We start from the raw sequence: 18,625 nt of genomic DNA, 5'->3' as shown, positions 1-18,625 counted from the left end.
CGGGAGTAGTGGGTCAGCGCCGGTGGTTGCGCAGCATCTCCGCCACCAGGAAGGCGACGTCGAGGGACTGGCTGTGGTTGAGGCGGGGGTCGCAGGCCGTCTCGTAGCGGAGGCACAGGTCGTCGGCCTCCAGGTTGTAGCCGCCGCCCAGGCACTCGGTGACGTCGTCGCCGGTCAGCTCCATGTGCAGGCCGCCGGGGTGGGTGCCCAGGGACCGGTGGACCTCGAAGAAGCCCGCGACCTCGTTCAGCACGTCGTCGAAGTGCCGGGTCTTGTGGCCGGTGGAGGCCGTGAAGGTGTTGCCGTGCATGGGGTCGCAGACCCAGGGCACGACCAGTCCCTCGGCGGCCACCTTGCCGACCAGGTCGGGCAGCAGGTCGCGGACCTTCTCGGCGCCCATGCGCACGACGAAGGTGAGCCGGCCCGGGATCTGGTCGGGGTTGAGCCGCTCCGAGAGGGCCAGCACGGTGTCCGGGGTCGCGGTCGGGCCGAGCTTGACGGCGACGGGGTTGGAGATGCGGGAGAAGTACTCGACGTGCGCGCCGTCCAGGTCGCGGGTGCGCTCGCCGATCCACACGAGGTGGCCGCTGGTCGCGTACGCGAGGCCGGTCTCCGGCTCGACGCGGGTCAGCGCCGCCTCGTAGTCCAGCAGCAGGCCCTCGTGGCTCGCGTACATCTCGGTGGCGTGCAGGGCGCCGGGGTCGACACCGCAGGCGCGCATGAAGGCGAGCGCGCGGTCGATCTCGCCGGCGATCCGCTCGTAGCGGCCGACGGCCGGGGTGCCCTCCAGGAAGCCCTGGTTCCAGCGGTGCACCAGGGAGAGGTCGGCGCCCCCGCCCGTCATGAAGGCCCGTACGAGGTTCAGCGTCGTGGTGGACGCCTCGTACATGGTGCGCAGGCGCTGCGGGTCGGGCCGGCGGTCGGCCTCGGTGAAGGCATGGCCGTTGACGGCGTCGCCCCGGTAGGAGGGCAGGGCCACCCCTTCGCGGACCTCGGTGCCGCTGGAGCGGGGCTTGGCGTACTGACCGGCGAGCCGGCCGACCTTGACCACTGGCAGGGACGAACCGTGGGTGAGGACGACGGCCATCTGCAGCAGGGTGCGCAGCTTGCCCTCGACCGCCGGGGCCGTGTTGCCCGCGAAGGTCTCGGCGCAGTCGCCGCCCTGGAGCAGGAAGGCCTCGCCGCGGGCGACCGCACCGAGCTGGTCGCGCAGTCGGTCGCATTCCGCGGCGTACACCAGCGGCGGGGCGTTCTTCAGATGTGCGGCGACCTGGTCGAGTTCTTCGTGATCGGGCCAGTCCGGCTGCTGCGCGGCCGGACGGGAACGCCAGGAATCGATTGCCGACGTGTGAGATGAATTTGTGATCATATCCGCCTCGAATGGACTGTGTGACGTGCTCGTGCCGCTACTCAATAGGTGTTGGCTGAAACTGGTCAAGCGTTTCTCGAAGTGGTCCGCATCCCGAATCCCCGATTGGTCTGGCTACATTTACCGACCTGATGATTTGCTGCACAGGTCCCGCTACGGGTCGAGGCGAGTAAGGAAAACTGGATGCCAACAGTGAATGTAAGAATCCGGACGACGACGCTTCCGGCGTCGCACGCACCCCTGGATCTCTACACACGGCTGGGCTCCCAGCTCGGCACCGACCAGGTCTTCCTGTTCGAGCACCCGGTCGGATCCGAACCGGGGCGGATGGCCGCCCTGGTGGGCTGGGGCCGGCTGTTGCAGCTGCGCGTGTACGCCAACCGGGTCGAGATCGACGGGCTCGCGTCCCTGACCGTCCTGGCGCGGGCCGCCGCGGCGGCCGCCGGGCTCCGGGAGGACGACGGGGGCGGTGCCTGGCGCGGCCCTTCGCCGAGCGTGTGGGAGCTGCTGCGGGCCACCCAGCGGCTCTTCGAGCTGGAGGGCGAGAGCCCCTGCGAGGGCTTCTCCTTCGGCTTCGTCACCGTCATCGGCTACGGCGCGGCCGGGCACATGGAGCGCCTGCGCGCCGACACCGACCCCGCGAAGGCCGACATCACGCTGACGCTGTTCCGTACCACCGCGCACTACGCGGCCGACGGGGAACCGCCGGTCCTGGTGCACGCCGCCGCGGACGGCTGGCCCGCGGCGCCCGAGGTGGACCTGAGCCCGCTGGTCGGCGCGGACGAGCCGGTACCCGCCCCCGAGGTGTACGAGGTGCGGGACTCCATGGAGCGGGAGGACTTCCTGCACCGGGTGAGGCGGTGTCTGGCGCACATCGCCGACGGTGAGGTGAACCAGATCCAGGTCGGCCACCGCATCGACGTACGGTCCTCGCTGTCTCCCGTGGACGTCTACCGGCGGCTGCGGGCCCGCAACCCCTCGCCGCACATGTACCTGCTGCCGCATGCGACGGGCACCGTCATCGGCGCCAGCCCCGAACTGCTGTTCAGGATGTCCGGGGACACCCTGACGCTGCGGTCGATCGCCGGTACGGCGCACCGCAGCGGCGATCCGCAGACCGACGAGCGGCGCGTGGCCGAGCTGGTGAAGGACCCCAAGGAGCGGGCCGAGCACCTGATGCTGGTCGACCTGGCGCGGGAGGACCTCGCGGCGGTGACCGGGCCCGGGAACCCGCCGGTGGAGAAGCTGATGTCGGTGGAGGCCTTCTCGCACGTCTTCCACATGATCTCGACGGTCAGCGGGAAGCTGCTGCCGGACGCGGACGTGTGGTCGGCGCTGTGCTCGGCCTTCCCGGCGGGCACCGTCACCGGGGTGCCCCGGCCGCGCGCCATGGAGCTGATCGGCACGCTGGAGATCGAACCGCGCGGGCTGTACGCGGGGGCGGTGGGGCTGCTCGACGTCCGGGGATGGAACGAACTGGCCCTGTGCATCCGCACGATCGTCCACGACGGCGCGGTGTACTCGACGCAGAGCTCCGCCGGCATCGTCGAGGGCTCCGACCCCGCCGCGGAGTGGAACGAGACGATGGCGAAGATGTCGGCGGCCTACTGGGCGCTGACCGGCAAGGAACTGCTGGCCTGAGCGGGACCGGGACGCCGCCCACCCCGCCGGTGCGGGGCGTGCCGCGTCATCCCGACAGCATCAGCACCCCGCGGGGACTCCCGGTGTTCGACAACGTCCTGGCCGCCTTCGGCGCGGCCCCCGCCGGGGCCGTCTCCGCGTAGCCCGCGGCCAGTTCGGCGGCCGCGCGGCGCAGTCCGGTCCGCGAGTGCGCGCCGTAGCCCAGGACCAGTGCGGGCCGGGACCGGTGCGGTGCGGCGTGGAACTCCCGGCCGCCGCGCACCCGTACCCCGCGCCGCCGGGCGGCGGCCACCAGCGCCTCCTCGTCGGCGGCCCGGGGCAGCCCCACGTACACGTGGAGTCCGGCGGCCGCGCCCAGCAGCGAGGCCTCCGGCAGATGGCGCTGGAGCGCGTCGGTGAGCGCCTCCCGCCGGCCGCGGTAGCGGGCCCGGGTGGATCGCAGGTGCCGGTCGAAGGCGCCGCTGGCCATCAGGTCGGCGAAGGCCAGCTGGGTCAGCACGTCGTGGCCGAGGTCCCGGTGGGCGCGGACCCGCTCGAGGTCGGCGAAGAGCGCCGGCGGCGCCACCAGCCAGCCCAGCCGCAGCCCGGGCACGAGCGTCTTGCTCACCGTCCCCGCGTGCACCACCCGGTCGGGGGCCCGGCGCTGGAGGGCCAGTGGGCGGGGGGCGCGGTCGAACCACAAGTCGCCGTCGTGGTCGTCCTCGACGATCCAGCCGTCCACGTCGTGCGCCCACCGCAGCAGTGCCTCCCTGCGCTGTCCGCTGAGCACCGCGCCGGTCGGGAACTGGTGGGTGGGCGTGACGAGCACCGCCCGCGCACCGGACCGGGCGAGCGCCTCGACGTCGATGCCCTCGCGGTCGACGGGGATGGGCAGCGGCCGCATCCCGGCGTCCTTGACGAACCCGCGCAGCCGCTGGTGGCAGGGGTCCTCGAGGGCCATGTCGGGTGCGCCCCGGCGCGGCAGGACCGAGCAGAGCAGGCCCAGGCCGTGGGCGAAGCCGGAGACCACCATGACCTGTTCGGGGGCCGTGCGCACGCCCCGTACGCGGCCCATGTACCGGGCCAGTTCCTCGCGCAGCGGGGCCGTCCCGGCCGGCGGCGGGTAGTCGAGCTGTCCGGGATGTACGGCGTACAGCGCGCGCTGGTAGGAGGCGAGCCACTCACGGTGCGGGAAGTGCGGGGTGCTGTCTGCTCCGCCGGTGCGCAGGTCGATCCAGGGTGCGGGCGGGGAGACGGGGAGCGCGGGCTCGGAGCGCGGATCGAGGGGCGGCGCGGCGCCGGCCGGGGCGAGGTGGCGGGCCACGCGGGTGCCGGATCCCCGTACGGCCTCCAGGTATCCCTCCGCGACGAGCTGCCCGTAGGCCTCCACCACCACGCTGCGCGAGACCGAGAGGTCCGCGGCGAGCCGGCGGGTGGAGGGCATGGGCGTGCCCGGATGCAGCACCCCCTGCGCGATCTCGCTCCTCACGATGTTCTGCAATTGCGCGGTGAGTGATTCACCCGCATTCCTGGAAATATTTCTCGAAAAATTCCACATCCCGAGTTCCCCCCTCTGGACAACTGGACCTGGCCAAAACCGGCGACTGGTATGGGCGCCGTTCCGAAATACGCACCAGACTGGCTTCCTCATTACTAGGGAGGTTTTCCGTGGAACGAAAGTGGCCGGAACTGCTGACCGCCTTGGTCACGGGCGAGGACCTGAGTCCGGAGGAGACCGACTGGGCGATGGATCAGGTAATGCGGGGCGATGTCGCCCCCGTCCACATCGCCGGACTGCTGATCGGGCTGCGCGCCAAGGGCGAGACCGTCGGCGAGATCGAGGGCTTCACCCGGGCCATGCGGCGGCACGCGGTCCGCATCCGCATCCCCGGTCCGACGGTGGACATCGTCGGAACGGGTGGCGACGGCTCGAACAGCGTGAACGTCTCCACCATGTCGGCGGTCGTCGCGGCGGGCGCGGGTGCCAAGGTCGTCAAGCACGGCAACCGCTCCGCCTCCTCCGCCTCGGGCTCCGCCGACGTGCTGCGGGAGCTGGGCATCAGCCTGGACCTGGAGCCGGCGGACGTGGTGGCGCTGGCCGAGGAGGCCGGCATCACCTTCTGCTTCGCGCCCCGCTTCCACCCCGCGATGCGGCACACCTCCGGGCCGCGCCGCGAACTGGGGGTCCGTACGGTCTTCAACGTGCTGGGACCGCTGACCAACCCGGCCGACGTCACGGCGCACGCCATCGGGGTGGCCGACCCGCGCATGGCCCCGCTCGTGGCAGGGGTGCTCGCGCGCCGCGGGGCCTCGGCCCTGGTGTTCCGGGGCGACGACGGCCTGGACGAACTGTCGGTCTCGACCACCTCCCGGATCTGGTCGGTGGCGGGCGGCGAGGTGCGCGAGGAGCGGTTCGACCCGCGGGAGATCGGGATCGCCCTCGCCCCCGCCGACGCGCTGCGCGGCGGTGACGCCCGGCACAACGCCCAGGTCGCCCGGGACGTGTTCGCCGGGGCGCGCGGGCCCGTACAGGACGCCGTGGTGCTCTCGGCGGCGGCCGGTCTGGCCGCTCTGGAGGCCTCGTCCCGGCCGGTCGCCGAGCGGCTGGCCACCGGAGTGGAGCGGGCCCGGGCCGCCATCGACTCGGGGGCGGCGGCTTCGGTCCTCGGCCGCTGGGTGGCGCTGTCCAGCAAGCTCGCCCCCTCGGAGAGCTGAACCGGCGGGAAGGCGCCGGGACCCGGGCGGGCCGTTCGCGTGAGGTACGCGAACGGCCCGCCCTCGTGTCATCGCCGGTCCCCTCCCCGGCGGGCACCGGCGGCGAGGAAGCCGGCGACGGTCGCGCGGGGCGTGCCCCCGGTCACCAACGCCTCGCCGACCAGTACCGCGTCCGCTCCTTCGGCCGCGTACGCGGCGACGTCCTCGGCGTCGCGCACGCCCGACTCCGCGATCCGGACGATGTCGTCGGGGATGGCCGCGGCGAGCTTGCCGAAGGTCCGCCGGTCCACCTCGAGGGTGCGCAGGTCACGGGCGTTGACCCCGATGATCCGGGCGCCGGCGGCGACCGCGCGGGCCACCTCCTGCTCGGTGTGGACCTCGACGAGCGGGGTCAGACCGATGTCCTCGGCCAGCTTGATCAGCGTGACCAGGTCCTCCTGGGACAGCGCCGCCACGATCAGCAGGGCGAGGTCGGCCTGGTGGGCCCGGGCCTCCCACAGCTGGTACTGGGTGACGATGAAGTCCTTGCGCAGGACCGGGACGGAGACCCGGGCGCGGACCGCGTCCAGGTCGTCCAGCGAGCCGCGGAACCGGCGCTCCTCGGTGAGGACGCTGACCACCGCCGCCCCGCCGGCCTCGTAGGACGCGGCCAGTTCGGCCGGGTCGGGGATGACCGCGAGCGGGCCCTTGGAGGGGCTGGCCCGCTTGACCTCCGCGATGACCTGGACGCCCTCCGGGCGGCGCAGGGCCGCCACGGCGTCGACGGGCGGGCAGGCCCCGGCGGCCAGGGCCTTCAGGTCGCCGAGCGGCGTGCGGAGCCGGCGTACCGACAGGTCGGCGAGGACGCCCTCGATGATCGCGTCGAGGGCGCTGCCCGCGCTCACCGGGAGCCCTCCCCGCGCAGGACGACGACCGCGTGGTCGTCGGGCGCCATGAAGAACCCCTGCATCTGCGAGGGCGGCAGGGCCGCCAGGCCCTCCGGGCGCTCCAGGGTGTGGGCGGTCAGGACCCGGGTGAGGATCGCCTTCATCTCGCCGAGCGAGAAGCCGCGGCCGACGCACATCCGGCTGCCTCCGCCGAACGCGCCCCAGGCGTAGGCTTCGTGGGACTCGCCGAGGAACCGCTCGGGGCGGAACTCCAGCGGGTCCTTCCACACCTCCGGCGAGCGCTGGAGCAGATAGGCGCAGTGCACCAGGATGGTGCCGGCCGGGATGACGTACCCGTCGAGCTCCAGGTCCTGCTTGAGCAGCCGGACCCCGTTGAGCGGGGTGACCGGGTGCAGGCGCAGCACCTCCTTGAGCACGGCCTCCAGGTACGGGGACTCGGCGAGCGAGTCGCGGGTGATCTCGCGGCCGTCCCGGTGGATCTCACGCAGTTCGGCCGTGAGGAGCTCGCGCACCCGGTCGTCGTCCAGCAGCCGCAGGAAGGCCCAGGACAGGGTGTTCGCCGTCGTGGAGAAGCCCGTGTAGAGGAGGCTGAACACCTCGTCGCGCACGGTGTCGTGGGTGAGTTCCTCGTCCTTGTCCTGTCCCAGGCGCAGCAGGGTGGTGAGGAAGTCGTCCTTGCCGCGCCGGTCCGCCCTCTCGATGTAGCCGTCGATGCGCTTGGCGATGAAGGCGCGCAGCGAGGCGTCCGCGTCGATGATCTCGGCGCGGGTGTACTTGGCGTTCTCCGTGCGCAGCAGCATGGCCCGGAGCTCGTCCTGCTCCCCGGGGGACATGTTGCCGCAGACCACGTCGGTGATGACCTGGGAGGTCAGGTTCTGGAGCTCGTCGTAGAGGGGGAACGGGGTGTCCCGGGGCCACTCTCCGATGACGCGGTCCAGGGTGCCCAGGACCAGCGGCGAGTAGTCCTGGCTGCCGCCGAAGGCGGGGTGCAGGCGTCCGCGGCGGCACCGGTGGGACGCTCCGTCGATGTAGCCGACGGAGGACTCGTCGGTGCCGAAGAACAGCTTGTTGGCCTGGGCGCCGCTGGCGACCGCCTCGGGGGCCTCGTACATGGCCTTGACCTGGTGCGGGCGGGTGAGGAACGCCCACTGGCCGTTGGCCGGGATGTGTTCGAGCCCCTCGTTGCCGAGGTTGCCGAGCGGCAGCTGGAACAGCGTGCCGTGAGCCTGTTCCAGTTCCAGCAGATTGCCGAACGGGTCCGCGTTGAAACGGGCGACGATCTCCTCGGGGGTGCCGGGGGGCGTGGGCGGCGGGCCGCCCGTGCCCTGGTGTGCGGATGCCGGGTGGTCGGTGACCGACATGTCAGATCTCCTCGGGTGCGCGGAGCCGGCCGGCGGCCCACGCGATGTCCTTGAGCAGCTGGTCCACGACGGCCCTGCCGGTCCGGGGGTGCAGGATGCAGACCCGGACGACCATGCCGTGCCGGGGCAGTTCGGTCGTCGTCAGATAGACGTTGCCGTGGGAGCACACGAGCTCGCACAGCTTGGCGTTGAGCCGGTCCAGTTCGCCTTGGCCGAGGCCTTCGGCGGTGAACTTGAAGTTGAGCACGGGCAGGTGCAGGGGGTGGTCCGCGACCACCTCCAGCCCGTCGATGCGCGGGAGTTCGCGCGCGAGGTACTCGATCAGGTCGAGCTTTTCGTCCATGCAGGCCTCGAAGGCGTCGACGCCGTGCATCTTCAGCGGCAGCCACGCGGTGAGGCCGCGGATCTCCCGGGACAGCTCGGGGCCGTAGGTGCAGAAGTCCCCGATCTCGTCCTCTTCGACGAGGCCCGGCAGATAGGAGGCGCCGGGGATCTCGAAGGTGCGGCGCAGGCTCTCCTGGTCCTTGACGAGCAGGGCCGAGCTGCCGTGCGGGAGGAAGAGGGACTTGTGCGCGTCGACGGCGATCGAGTCGGCCTCCTCGATGCCCCGCAGCGCGGCGCGGCCGCGCTCGGTGATGCGGAAGAAGCCGCCGAAGCAGGCGTCGGCGTGGAACCAGATGCCCTCCTCGCGGCAGATCCCGGCGATCGCCGCCAGGTCGTCCACCGCACCGGAATTGGTGGTTCCGGCGGTGCCCACGACGGCGGCCGGAACCAGCCCGGCGGCCCGGTCGGCGGCGATGGCGGCCCGCAGGGCGCCGAGGTCCATCGCGCAGTCCTCGCGGGCGGCCACCGAGCGGATCCGGGAGCCCGGGATGCCGGCGATGCCGGCCGCCTTGGCGACCGAGTAGTGGCCCTCGGAGGAGACGTAGACGACCGGCTCCCCGGGGAGGTCCTCGGCGGCCCGCCGGGCGCAGAGCAGGCCCATCAGGTTGGCGATGGAGCCGCCCGTGGTGAGGTACCCGAAGGAGCCCTCCCCGTAGCCGAGCATCCGGCCGTACCAGCGGATGACGTTGCGCTCGATCTGCTGGAAGCCGGGGGCGGCGATCCACACCCCGGCGAAGCGGTTGATCGAGCGGGCGATGAAGTCGCCGACCGCGCCCTGGAAGAGGCCGCCGGAGGGGACGTGCGCCATGAACCCCGGGTGGGGGTGCATGGTGCCGTTGGCGGTGGCCGGGCCGAACAGCTCGTCGAGGAGCTCGCCGACCTCCGCGCCCTGTCGCGGGACCTCGTCCTCGCGCAGTTCGGCGCAGATCTTGCGGCCCGCCTCGTACGCCTCCGTCTGCAGGGAGTCGTTGACGTAGCTGGCGGGGTGCGCGCCGTCGGCCAGTTCCTGGTGGAAGCCGAGGACCCGCTCGGAGACGGCGTCGAGCAGTTCGCGCATGGCCTGCGGGGAGAGGTTGAGCGCCAGTTCCTCCTGCTGCCCCGCGGTCACTTCTTGCCCCCGCGGCCCGGGGCGGTGGCGGTGGTGACGCCGCCCGCGCCGGCCGTGGTGCCGGGGTCGGTGTGGCCGGCGACGGACCTCCCCTTGCCCCCGATCCGCTCGCCGAAGGCCTGGTGGATCTTCCCGGACTCGGTCTCCGGGTCGAAGCGCTCCAGCAGGTCCGTGAGGGCCTGCTGGTCGCGTTCGTACAGCTCCAGGGAGACGTCGTACGGGATGGTGGTGAAGGCCACGCGCTGGTAGAGCGGGACGAAGTGGTCCGGGTAGCGCTCGTGCAGCTCCCGTTCGATGCGCCGCTGTGTGTGGTACTGCTGCTGTCCGGCCTGCGCGCTGAGCTCGTCCAGGTGGGCCCGGGACAGCGCGATGATCGCGTCGCCCGGCGCCTTGCGGGCGGCCGTGAAGTCGGCCAGCGTCTGCTGGACGGCGGCGGCCGGGTCGTGCCGGGTGAGCGCTCGCTGGAACAGCTCGATGAAGGTCGCGACGTCCTCGAAGCTGCAGTTGATGCCCTGTCCGTAGAACGGGACCATCGTGTGCGCGGCATCGCCGAGGAGCACGGTGCGGCCGTAGTGGAACGGGTTGCACCGGACGATCTTCAGGGAAGCCGGCGGAGCGGCGAAGAAGTCGTCCGTCAGGTCGGGGAGCAGACTCACCGCGTCCGGGAAGTACTTGTAGAAGAACGCCTTCACCGCCGCGGAGGTGGTGAGCTGGCGAAGGCCCGGACGGCCGTTCTCGTCGGGATCCAGCGGCATGAACAGCGTCGTGGTGTACGAGCCGTCCTGGTTGGGCTGGGCGATGAGGACGAACTCGCCGCGCGGCCACAGGTGCAGGGCGTGCCGGTCGTCGCCGCTGGTCATCGTGCGCAGCGCGTGCTCGCCCTTGCCGCCGGGCGGCATGTGGAGCTCGATGTAGCCGTGCTTGATGAACTCCTGCTGGACCTCCAGCCGGGCGCCGGCCTTGGTCATCTCGTGGCGGACGATGCTGTTGGCACCGTCCACGCCGAGCAGCAGGTCTCCCTCGGCCTCCCGGACGCCCTTGTCCTTCGCGACGAAGACGGCGCGGGCGTTGCGGGTGTCGACCTTGATCGCCTCGTGGTCGAAGAAGACCCGGGCTCCGGCTTCCTCCGCCTCGGTGAGCAGGGTGCAGTGGAGCACGTGGCGCGGGATGGACAGGAGATGGTGTTCCTTGGTCCCGTAGGGCTGGGACGTCAGGGACCCGTCGTCGTGGTGCACGACCCGCCGCGGGCACGGGACACCGTGGCCGTAGAGGACGTCGCGCAGTTCCGGATCGAGCGTGGACAGGCCGCGCAAGGTCAGGGTGAGGTTGAAGGAATGGCCGCGCCCGGTGCGCGGCAGACGCGGATCGGGACCGCGTTCGTAGATGTCGACTTCGATGGAAAGTTTGCGCAGCTGCCGTGCCACGAGGCAGCTGACGGGGCCCCCACCGATGAGGATCGCTCTCAAGGGAAAGTCCTCCAGATTCTGTGTACAGAGCGGCAGTTGAGCCGATGTGTCACACGCGGCGATCCTCAGGCCAAAGTTTCCGGGCGGACAACGGAAAAGGGGCCGGTGTGTCACCTCCGAAGTGACCGGAACACGGCGTTCAGGAGGCCGGAACCGGCATTTTGCGGGACGGGCGGTGCACGGCCCCCTCCCACAGCGGCTTCACGCGCGGCAGGCTCGACGGCGGCTGCGGAAGCGTCGCCGGGTACACGGCGTCGATCTCGCGGGCGATCGTCACGCGGCTGATCAGCTGCGAGTGGTCCGAGCGCGGCAGCTCCACCTCGAAGAGGTCCTGCAGCAGCGCCGGGATCTCCTGCGGCTTGAACCGGCGCTCGGTGGCCGTACCGTCGGGCAGCACGGTGGTCAGGACGGTGCTGTCGAGGAAGTGGTGCTCCCGCTCGCCCATCTTCTGGGCCACCAGGCGGCACGCGAACGGCGAGCGCGGATGCGTGGACAGGAAGTGGTTTGCGACCAGCCAGTCCTGCGGGTGGCGCTGGTCCAGGGTGAAGGCGTGCAGGTCGAACCAGCCCTGCGGACCGCTGGCCTGGAGCGCGTACACGCCGTCGCCCAGCTCGGTGGTCTCCCGGTTCAGCCGGAAGCCCCAGCCGTCGGAGGTCACCTCGGCGCCGTCCGCCAGCTCGACGGGCTCCAGCGGGTTGCGGCCGAACCCGGGGTCGCACACCCACACCCGGCCGGTCTCGGCGGTCTCCGCCGTTTCCACCCGCAGCAGGGCGTGCGTGGCCGGACGGATGCCGTCGGCGCCGACCCGGACCCGCGAGGCGAGCCCCGTCACCGAGAAGCCGATGCGCTCCAGCGCGGCCGCGAGCAGCAGGTTGTGCTCGTAGCAGTAGCCGCCGCGGCGCCGGCGCACCAGCTTGTTCTGCAGATCCAGCAGGTCCAGGGAGACCGGTCGGCCGAGGACGATGTCGACGACCTCGAAGGGGATGGCGGTGATGTGCGCCCGGGTCAGGGCACGGAGCACATCGATCGTGGGGGCGAGCTCCCCGGTGTAGCCGATCCGCAGGAGGTACGCGTCCAGATCAAGTCGGCTGCCCTGCCAGGCCGTGGCGTCGTCGTTCTGCATCATGGCGCTCATCGTGCATACCGGACCCGCAGCGGTCCGGTGTCCGGTCCCGAGAACGTCAGATCGGCCCGGAATCCATCACCTTCGCCAACCGGCCGGGTACCTCCCGACCCCCCTGCATCCCTTGTGCCGCAAGGGCTGTGGGGTCCCGCCACCACCCTTTGGGCGCACCCAGGTGGCCGCCGCACCTCCCCTGCGCGCAGGTCCCGGGCGGACGGTGTGACTGCATCCGACGCAGTCAAGGGGGCATGTCATGACCACCGTCATGAACACCAACGTCCGGAAGGAAGGGTCCGTCGTGGGGGCGCAGAGGGGCCGCGCCACCGCGGTCCAGCTCCGGCGCGACCAGCTGAGCGAGGTGACCGAGGACCTGTGCGCCACGGTCTTCGCCTCGCTCCGGCGCAAGGATCAGCGGGAAAGAGGCCTGCAGTACGTACGGGGCCTGCTCACCACCCATGGGCGCAAGTCGATCCGCAGCATCGCGGCGCAGGTCGGGGGGCCCGCCGCCGAGCAGAGCCTGCACCACTTCATCTCCAGCTCCACCTGGGACTGGCAGCCCATCCGCACCGCGCTCTCGCGCTACCTGGAGGCCTCCACCCCGCTCACCGCGTGGGTCGCCCAGCCGATGGCGATACCCAAGGGCGGCGAGCACTCCGTGGGCGTGGGCCACCGATTCGACCCGCACCAGGGCCAGATGTTCCGCGGCCAGCAGGCCTTCGGCACCTGGTTCATCTCTCCCGAGATGGCCACTCCGGTGGGCTGGCGGCTCTTCCTGCCGGACGCCGAGAACAACGCCGAAGCCGTGGCCAACTCGGCCCAGCGCCAGGTCGGCGCGCCCGAGACCGCGCAGCACATGTCGTACGAGGAGTGCGCCGCGAGCGGCGTCATCGAAACGGTCAAGGCATCCGGGATGCCCGCGCGTCCCGTGGTCCTCGACATCCGGCACATCGGCACCCGCCTGACGATGAACCGCTTCGCCGAGGCCCGGGTACCCGTCATCGCGCGGATCAGCCCGAACAGCCGGCTGCTCGTCACCGACCCGGCACTGCCCGGCTACGGCTCCGGCGTCATGAACGCCGGAGACGTGCTCCAGTCCATCAAGGGGCTGCGCACGCCCGTGGAATGGCAGGATCCGGTCAACCCGTCCGTGCACCGCAGCAGTCTCGCCGCCGCGGTGCGCGTGATGATGCCCGACCCGTCGCAGTCCCGCCGTCGCCAGCTGCTGCTGATCGGCGAGTGGACCGACCCGCGCCGGCTGCCGACCCAGATGTGGATCACCGACCTGACCCGGCTGCCCGTGGGGCCGCTGCTGCGGCTCACCAAGAAGGCCCGCCGGGTCACGCTCTCCGCCCAGCACAGCGGCCAGGAACTGGGTCTGAGGGACTACGCGGGTCGCTCCCTGCACGGCTGGCACCGGCACGTCACGATGGCCTCCATCGCGCACGCCGCCCACAGCCTCGTGGGTCCGGCGCAGCACCAGGAGTCCTACGCCGTGCCCGCGACCTCCTGACCCGCCTCGGCACGCCGCTCCTGCAGCACCTCGCGGGCCTTGCGCAGGCGCAACGCCATCTGGATCTCCAGGGCCCGGTCCGGCTTCTGCCACAGCGGGCCGAGCAGTTCCGCGATGCGGTCCAGACGGCGCGAGACGGTGTTGGCGTGGACGTGCAGCGCCTCGGCCGCGTGCGTGGGGCTACCGCCCGACTCGAAGTACGCGTCCAGGGTGCGGGCCAGCTCCGTGAAGCGGGTCTCGTCGTACTCCAGTACCGGGCCGATCGTCGAGCCGATGAACGCCTCGACATCGTGGTCCGTGGACAGCAGCAGTCCCAGGAAGCCGAGTTCGCTCAGCGAAGCCGTGCCGCCGGCCCCGTCCAGCGCGGTCAGCGCGTCCAGGCAGCGCACGGCCTCGGCATACACCCGGGCCACCTCGGGGGCGCCCTGCGAGGGGCCCGCGGCGCCCGTGGACACCGGGTGGCCGAGCAGTGGTGACAGCTCGGCCGAGACCTGGCGGGCGGCGGCCGAGGCGTCGGAGCCGGGCAGTACGAGCACGATGCAGCCGCGGCGCACGCCCTTGAGGCCGTTCATCCGGTACGCGTACGACGAGGCCCAGGCCACGGCCCTGCCCAGCTCCCCGCCCTCCGGCCGGGCCACGACCACGACGTGCGGGCGGTCCAGCTCGATGCCCAGGCGCCGCACCCGCTCCAGCAGGTGCCGGTCGGAGCGGTTCGGCCGGTCCAGCAGCTCCTGGAGCAGCTCCTCGTGGACCGGTCCCTCGGCCGCGGCCATGCCGCGCTGGATCAGGATCAGCGAGGCCACCGTCTGTGAGGCCATCTGCAGCAGCCGTACGTCCTCCACGGTGAGCGGCGCCGAGGCGTGCAGCACCAGGACGCCCAGGTTCTCGGCGCCGGCCAGCACCGGTGCCAGCCACACGTCACCGGGCAGTTCCACGGGCAGCAGGTCGGCATGGACCGCCAGGGCCGCCTTCGCGACGGCCTCCTCGTCGAGGTCGGCCGGCAGCTCACCGGTGGAGACCAGCGGCCGCCCGCCGGGATCCCGGACCTGGAGGACCCCGTCCAGCGCGTCCGCGGTGGCCCGCGCCAGCGCCGACATGTTCGCCCCGTCCAGGACCAGCCCGGCCATCCGGGCGTGGCACTCCCACAGGTAGCGGACCCGGGTCAGCGTGGTGTTGGTCCGGGAGCCGAACCACTCCAGCTCGGTGACCTCCTCCCGGGTCTGCTCCAGCAGCCGCGCCTTCTCGATGGCGACGGCGGCCAGGTCGGCGAGCGAGAACAGCAGCCCGATCTCGTCCGGAGTGAAGCGGCGCACGGCGCGGTCGGCGCCGTACAGGGCGCCCAGGGTGGTCTCCCCGTGGCGCAGCGGCACCGCGATGATCGCGTGCAGGCCCTCGGCGCGGACCACGGCGTCCATGCCGGGGCCGTGCGGAACGGTGTCGTCGTTCAGGTAGTCGGCGCTCCACACGGGCGCGCGACGGGCCTGGGCCATGCTGCCCAGGCCGTGGCCGGCGCCCGGTTCGAGCCCGACGTTCAGGTCGGTGGTCTCGCCCTCGGAGGTCCGTACGTAGCCCGAGCCGTCGGGGCGGTCGAGCGAGACCCAGGCCATGTCGAAGCCGAGCAGCCGCCGGGCCCGCCGGGTGATCACCCGCAGCAGGCTGTCCAGGTCGTACGGCGAGGTCAGGTCGTGCGCGGTGTCCACCAGCGCGGTGAGCGCCGCCTCCCGTTGCTGACGCCGCCCGGCGCTCGCCTGGACGGCGCGCGCCAGTTCCAGCGCCCGCGTCAGCTCGGCGATCTCGGCCGCGCCGGCCCCCGCCCTGCGCCTGTCGGACAGCAGGCCTTCGAAGCGGCTCTGCGGTGCTTCCTCCGCGAGGAGTTCCAGCACGGCCAGCGTGCCGGAGCCCCCCGGATCGGAACCGATGTCCGGCCCCATGTGTGTCTCCCCCCATCTGACCAGTGAAATCAAGCCAGATCATCGAACCTAGGTTCCGTCCGGCGACGGGTCAAGCGGACTCCTGCCGGTGGGGCGCGGGCGCGGGTGGTGGTGGCCCGGCAACCACCGGGGCGCCGAGGAGTGTCGCGGGGTCACCTTCTCGGTGCCCCGGTCAGCCGGGATTCTGACATCCGTACCGAAAGAGGACGCCGCACATCACGGGGGCAGAGAGCGTCATGACACTGGTCTGGGACTACCGGCATGCGCCGGAACAGAGCCGGAGTGCGCAGGACGGGGCCGGACGGCCCGACGGCCTCGCGCCGTGCGGGCACGAGCGGGCTCCGCGGCCCGGCGCCATCGCGCCGCCGCGCTCGCGCGACCGCTCCACCGACGCCGCGATGAGACTGCTCGGCCTCGACGGCTCCCTGGCGGGCGATTCCCTGACGCGGCCGCGCTCAGGCTCGTTCCTGGCGGTCGGCAGCGGTACGGGCGCCGTCGCGCTCTCCGCGGCCCTCGCCGGCTCCGAGCGGGTCGTCGCCTCGGACACCGACCCGCAGGCCGTGCGCACCACCGCGCTGATCGCCGCCCGGCACGGGCTGTCGGAGCGGGTGCGGGCCGTCGAGGGGGACCTCTTCTCCGGTCTCGGCGCCCACGAGCGCTTCTCCACCGTCTACTGGCACTCCGACTTCGTGCCGGCCCTCGCGGAGCACCGCTGCGCCCACGCCCACACCCGTGCGTCCGCGCCCGCCGGCTACGCCGCCCACCTGCGCTACCTCACCGAGGCACCCGGGTGGACCGAGCCGGGCGGGTCGGCGCTGCTGCACTTCAGCGACCGCGGCGACGTGCCCGGCCTGTGGGACCTGGCCGACAGCTGCGGCCGCGAGCTGCGCGTGCTGCGCAGCCGCCGGATCAAGGAGGCCGACGGGATCGTCGAGCACCTGCTGTTCGAGATCACCGTCGCCCCGGTGGCGCCTCCCGAGCCCGCGCCCCGCGCGCTCACACCTCGGGTACGGGTACGCGGCCGGGCCTGATCCGGAGCTCCAGCAGGTCCCGGGCCCGGGACCACACGGCGACGCACGCCCGGCTGTGCCGGTCCGCCGCCCCGGCCAGGGCAGGGTCGGCGTCTGCGAGGTCCAGGTCGCGGCGGGCCCGCGGGCCGGTGCCGCTGAGCGTGTCGCCGCGCAGCAGCGCCCCGTGGGCCACCGCGTCCAGCGCGGCCCCGGACAGCGCCACACCGGTGCCCCAGCCGACGAGCCGGGGCACGGTGCCGGCCGCCGTCGCCGGGTCGAAGCCCGACCACATCAGGCGGTGCGGGCGGGCCCCCGCGGCGACGAGGGCGGGCCACCGGGGGTCGTCGTAGCGGGCGTCGGCGCGTTCGTAGAGCAGCCGGGCGACCTGCACCGCGGCCGGGCCGAGTGCGGTGACGTGCAGGCCCGAGACGAAGGCGATCCGGGTGAGGTCCAGGCCCGCGGCGTGCGCGAGGCCCAGTCCGGCGAGCCAGGCGTCGAGGACGGCCTCGTACGCCTCCACCCCGAACACCGGGCCGCAGTAGACGCTGAGGCCCTCGCCGAGACAGCGCAGGGCGGCGGTCAGCCCCTCCGGGGTGGCCTCCACCGCCACCAGGGCGTTGGGCCTGTGCACACGGTGCGCGAGACGCCGGACGGCTTCCGTCTTCGCGCTCGCGCCCGCGTCGGCGTGCCAGGGGGCGAGGGGCACCACGACCAGGCCGTCCGCACCGTCGCCGGCCGTGTACCAGGGCAGCAGGATGTCGCAGGCCCGGCGCGCGTCGCCGGCGACCAGCTCCTCCAGCAGCTCGCCCGGACCGTCGTACCGCTCGCCCCGGGCCCCGCCGTGGACGGCGGAGGCGACACCGCGCTCCAGCTCCGGGTCGTAGACGTCCGTGCGGTCCAGGTCGGCCAGGACGGAGTCCACGTCGCACAGCAGGCCGCGCACACCGGCGACCGTGGCCAGGCGGTCGAGATCGCCGGCGGCCAGGCCGGTCCGGCCCATGCCCTCGAGCCAGGGCGACACGCCCTCGGCCGCGAGCCGCCGCAGGACGCTCCCGTCCCGCGGCGGTTCAGCGCGTGCCACCGGGCCGGGGTCCGGCCGTGTCCAGCGCGGGCAGGAGCAGCGCCCGGCGGCCGTGCAGGTCGCCCTTCTCGATCCGGCGGTGGACGTCGGCGGCCTCGCTCAGCGGCAGCTTCTCCAGGGCGCGGGGGCGCAGCAGGCCGGCCGCGAGGAGCCGGTTGATGGCCCGGGCGGCCTCGGCCAGTTCGGCGGAGGTGGCGCTGGAGATGACGAAGCCGCGGACGGAGCCGTCCTTCATGTAGAGGGCGCCCGCGGGCAGCACCGGGGCGGTGCGCGCTCCGGCGAGCAGGACGATGCGGCCGCGCGCGGCGAGCGAGTCGACGGCCGCGGTCAGGTCGTTGCCGCCCGAGGTGTCCAGGTGCAGGTCGATGCCGCCGGGCGCGAACTCCCGCAGGCGCTCGGCGAGCGCGGGGTCGCGGTAGTCGAGCACCTCGGCCGCGCCCAGGGCGCGGCAGTGCCCGAAGTCCTCCGGGCGGGCGGTGGCCAGCACCCGCGCCCCCGCCTCGGCGGCCATGACCACCATCGCGCTGCCGACGTTGCCGGCGGCGCCCGCGACCAGGACGGTGTCGCCGGCGCGCAGGGCGCCGTGGGTGAACAGCCCCAGGTAGGCGGTCGCCGCCGGGTGCACCACGGCCACGGCCTCGTACGGGTCCACGCCCTCGGGCAGCCGGTAGAGCCGCTCGGCGGGGACCACGGCGAGCTCGGCCGCCGGCCCCTGACGGCCCGCGTGGCCCAGGCTGTTGCTCCACACCCGGTCGCCGGGGCGCAGGCCGGGCGCGCCCGGGCCCGCCTGGACGACCGTGCCCACGAGGTCGCGGCTGATCACGAAGGGAAAGGGGACCGGGGTCCGGTACAGGCCGGAGCGGACGAAGGTGTCCACCGGGTTGACGGTCGTGGCGGTGACCCGCACCAGGACGTCTCCGGGGCCGGGGACGGGGGCGGGCAGTTCGCCGTACCTGATGGCGTCCGGGGATCCGAGTTCTTCGATGAAGGCAGCACGCATGGTCGGATTGTGCGCGGGGCCACACGACAGGGCACACCCTGCTCGCCAAGTCCGTCAACT

At 72.8% G+C, this 18,625-nt stretch carries 14 protein-coding genes; 4 read left to right on the top strand and 10 right to left on the bottom strand.

Annotated features, from left to right (window positions below; all coding sequences use genetic code 11):
* Window positions 1-13: 13 nt before the first annotated feature.
* On the bottom strand, window positions 14-1,369 hold the full coding sequence (locus ACFYM0_RS15610) for a class II 3-deoxy-7-phosphoheptulonate synthase (protein WP_388501258.1): 1,356 nt from the start codon (window positions 1,367-1,369) through the stop codon (window positions 14-16).
* Between the two features lie 183 nt (window positions 1,370-1,552).
* Here ACFYM0_RS15610 and ACFYM0_RS15605 point away from each other — a divergent pair, with 183 nt between their 5' ends.
* On the top strand, window positions 1,553-3,010 hold the full coding sequence (locus ACFYM0_RS15605) for an anthranilate synthase component I family protein (protein WP_388501255.1): 1,458 nt from the start codon (window positions 1,553-1,555) through the stop codon (window positions 3,008-3,010).
* A 46-nt stretch (window positions 3,011-3,056) separates the two neighbouring features.
* Here ACFYM0_RS15605 and ACFYM0_RS15600 read toward each other — a convergent pair whose 3' ends face one another.
* The gene (locus tag ACFYM0_RS15600) at window positions 3,057-4,490 is read right to left on the bottom strand and encodes a PLP-dependent aminotransferase family protein (protein WP_388501253.1); all 1,434 of its coding nucleotides are present in this window, start codon (window positions 4,488-4,490) and stop codon (window positions 3,057-3,059) included.
* A gap of 167 nt (window positions 4,491-4,657) precedes the next feature.
* Between ACFYM0_RS15600 and trpD the strand changes: the two genes are divergently transcribed.
* Window positions 4,658-5,704: an anthranilate phosphoribosyltransferase gene (gene trpD / locus ACFYM0_RS15595; protein WP_388501250.1), complete on the top strand. Its 1,047-nt coding sequence runs from the start codon at window positions 4,658-4,660 to the stop codon at window positions 5,702-5,704.
* 68 nt (window positions 5,705-5,772) lie between these two features.
* Here trpD and trpC read toward each other — a convergent pair whose 3' ends face one another.
* The 5 genes from trpC to ACFYM0_RS15570 all read right to left on the bottom strand — a co-directional run bounded on the left by trpC (window position 5,773) and on the right by ACFYM0_RS15570 (window position 12,036).
* Window positions 5,773-6,588 (bottom strand): indole-3-glycerol phosphate synthase TrpC, encoded by an 816-nt coding sequence (trpC, locus tag ACFYM0_RS15590; protein WP_388501249.1) that lies wholly within the window; start codon window positions 6,586-6,588, stop codon window positions 5,773-5,775.
* Window positions 6,585-7,952, bottom strand: a complete 1,368-nt coding sequence (locus tag ACFYM0_RS15585) for a cytochrome P450 (protein ID WP_388501246.1) — start codon at window positions 7,950-7,952, stop codon at window positions 6,585-6,587. Before ACFYM0_RS15585 ends, trpC begins: the two co-directional genes overlap by 4 nt.
* Before the next feature lies 1 nt (window position 7,953).
* Complete coding sequence (locus ACFYM0_RS15580) at window positions 7,954-9,444, bottom strand: pyridoxal phosphate-dependent decarboxylase family protein (RefSeq protein ID WP_388501244.1); 1,491 nt, start codon at window positions 9,442-9,444, stop codon at window positions 7,954-7,956.
* Window positions 9,441-10,910, bottom strand: a complete 1,470-nt coding sequence (locus tag ACFYM0_RS15575) for an FAD-dependent oxidoreductase (RefSeq protein ID WP_388501243.1) — start codon at window positions 10,908-10,910, stop codon at window positions 9,441-9,443. Before ACFYM0_RS15575 ends, ACFYM0_RS15580 begins: the two co-directional genes overlap by 4 nt.
* A 139-nt stretch (window positions 10,911-11,049) precedes the next feature.
* Window positions 11,050-12,036: an arylamine N-acetyltransferase gene (locus tag ACFYM0_RS15570; RefSeq protein WP_388501240.1), complete on the bottom strand. Its 987-nt coding sequence runs from the start codon at window positions 12,034-12,036 to the stop codon at window positions 11,050-11,052.
* Between the two features lie 250 nt (window positions 12,037-12,286).
* Here ACFYM0_RS15570 and ACFYM0_RS15565 point away from each other — a divergent pair, with 250 nt between their 5' ends.
* The gene (locus ACFYM0_RS15565; protein WP_388501238.1) at window positions 12,287-13,543 is read left to right on the top strand and encodes an IS701 family transposase; all 1,257 of its coding nucleotides are present in this window, start codon (window positions 12,287-12,289) and stop codon (window positions 13,541-13,543) included.
* On the opposite strand, the gene ACFYM0_RS15560 is transcribed toward ACFYM0_RS15565, so the two are convergent.
* Window positions 13,519-15,474, bottom strand: coding sequence for a helix-turn-helix domain-containing protein (locus tag ACFYM0_RS15560; RefSeq protein ID WP_388501237.1), 1,956 nt, complete (start codon window positions 15,472-15,474; stop codon window positions 13,519-13,521). The two genes, ACFYM0_RS15565 and ACFYM0_RS15560, sit on opposite strands and share 25 nt — an antisense overlap.
* A gap of 236 nt (window positions 15,475-15,710) precedes the next feature.
* On the opposite strand from ACFYM0_RS15560, the gene ACFYM0_RS15555 reads away from it, so the two are divergent.
* Window positions 15,711-16,505: a 50S ribosomal protein L11 methyltransferase gene (locus ACFYM0_RS15555; RefSeq protein ID WP_388501234.1), complete on the top strand. Its 795-nt coding sequence runs from the start codon at window positions 15,711-15,713 to the stop codon at window positions 16,503-16,505.
* On the opposite strand, the gene ACFYM0_RS15550 is transcribed toward ACFYM0_RS15555, so the two are convergent.
* Together ACFYM0_RS15550 and ACFYM0_RS15545 are read right to left on the bottom strand one after the other, a co-directional pair.
* Complete coding sequence (locus ACFYM0_RS15550; protein WP_388501232.1) at window positions 16,471-17,565, bottom strand: transaldolase family protein; 1,095 nt, start codon at window positions 17,563-17,565, stop codon at window positions 16,471-16,473. The genes ACFYM0_RS15555 and ACFYM0_RS15550 overlap by 35 nt on opposite strands.
* Window positions 17,552-18,565, bottom strand: coding sequence for an NADPH:quinone reductase (locus tag ACFYM0_RS15545; protein WP_388501229.1), 1,014 nt, complete (start codon window positions 18,563-18,565; stop codon window positions 17,552-17,554). Before ACFYM0_RS15545 ends, ACFYM0_RS15550 begins: the two co-directional genes overlap by 14 nt.
* Window positions 18,566-18,625: the final 60 nt, after the last annotated feature.

The sequence above is a fragment of the Streptomyces sp. NPDC006487 genome, assembly GCF_042870555.1.
Taxonomy (GTDB): Bacteria; Actinomycetota; Actinomycetes; order Streptomycetales; family Streptomycetaceae; genus Streptomyces.
This window is presented reverse-complemented; position numbering and strand designations above follow the sequence as displayed.

Excerpts from the sequence above, each read along its gene's own strand:
- ACFYM0_RS15610 (WP_388501258.1), bottom strand. The coding sequence starts at position 1,369 with ATGATCACAAATTCATCTCACACGTCGGCAATCGATTCCTGGCGTTCC.
- ACFYM0_RS15605 (WP_388501255.1), top strand. The coding sequence starts at position 1,553 with ATGCCAACAGTGAATGTAAGAATCCGGACGACGACGCTTCCGGCGTCG.
- ACFYM0_RS15585 (WP_388501246.1), bottom strand. The coding sequence starts at position 7,952 with ATGTCGGTCACCGACCACCCGGCATCCGCACACCAGGGCACGGGCGGC.
- ACFYM0_RS15570 (WP_388501240.1), bottom strand. The coding sequence starts at position 12,036 with ATGATGCAGAACGACGACGCCACGGCCTGGCAGGGCAGCCGACTTGAT.
- ACFYM0_RS15565 (WP_388501238.1), top strand. The coding sequence starts at position 12,287 with ATGACCACCGTCATGAACACCAACGTCCGGAAGGAAGGGTCCGTCGTG.
- ACFYM0_RS15560 (WP_388501237.1), bottom strand. The coding sequence starts at position 15,474 with ATGGGGCCGGACATCGGTTCCGATCCGGGGGGCTCCGGCACGCTGGCC.
- ACFYM0_RS15555 (WP_388501234.1), top strand. The coding sequence starts at position 15,711 with ATGACACTGGTCTGGGACTACCGGCATGCGCCGGAACAGAGCCGGAGT.
- ACFYM0_RS15545 (WP_388501229.1), bottom strand. The coding sequence starts at position 18,565 with ATGCGTGCTGCCTTCATCGAAGAACTCGGATCCCCGGACGCCATCAGG.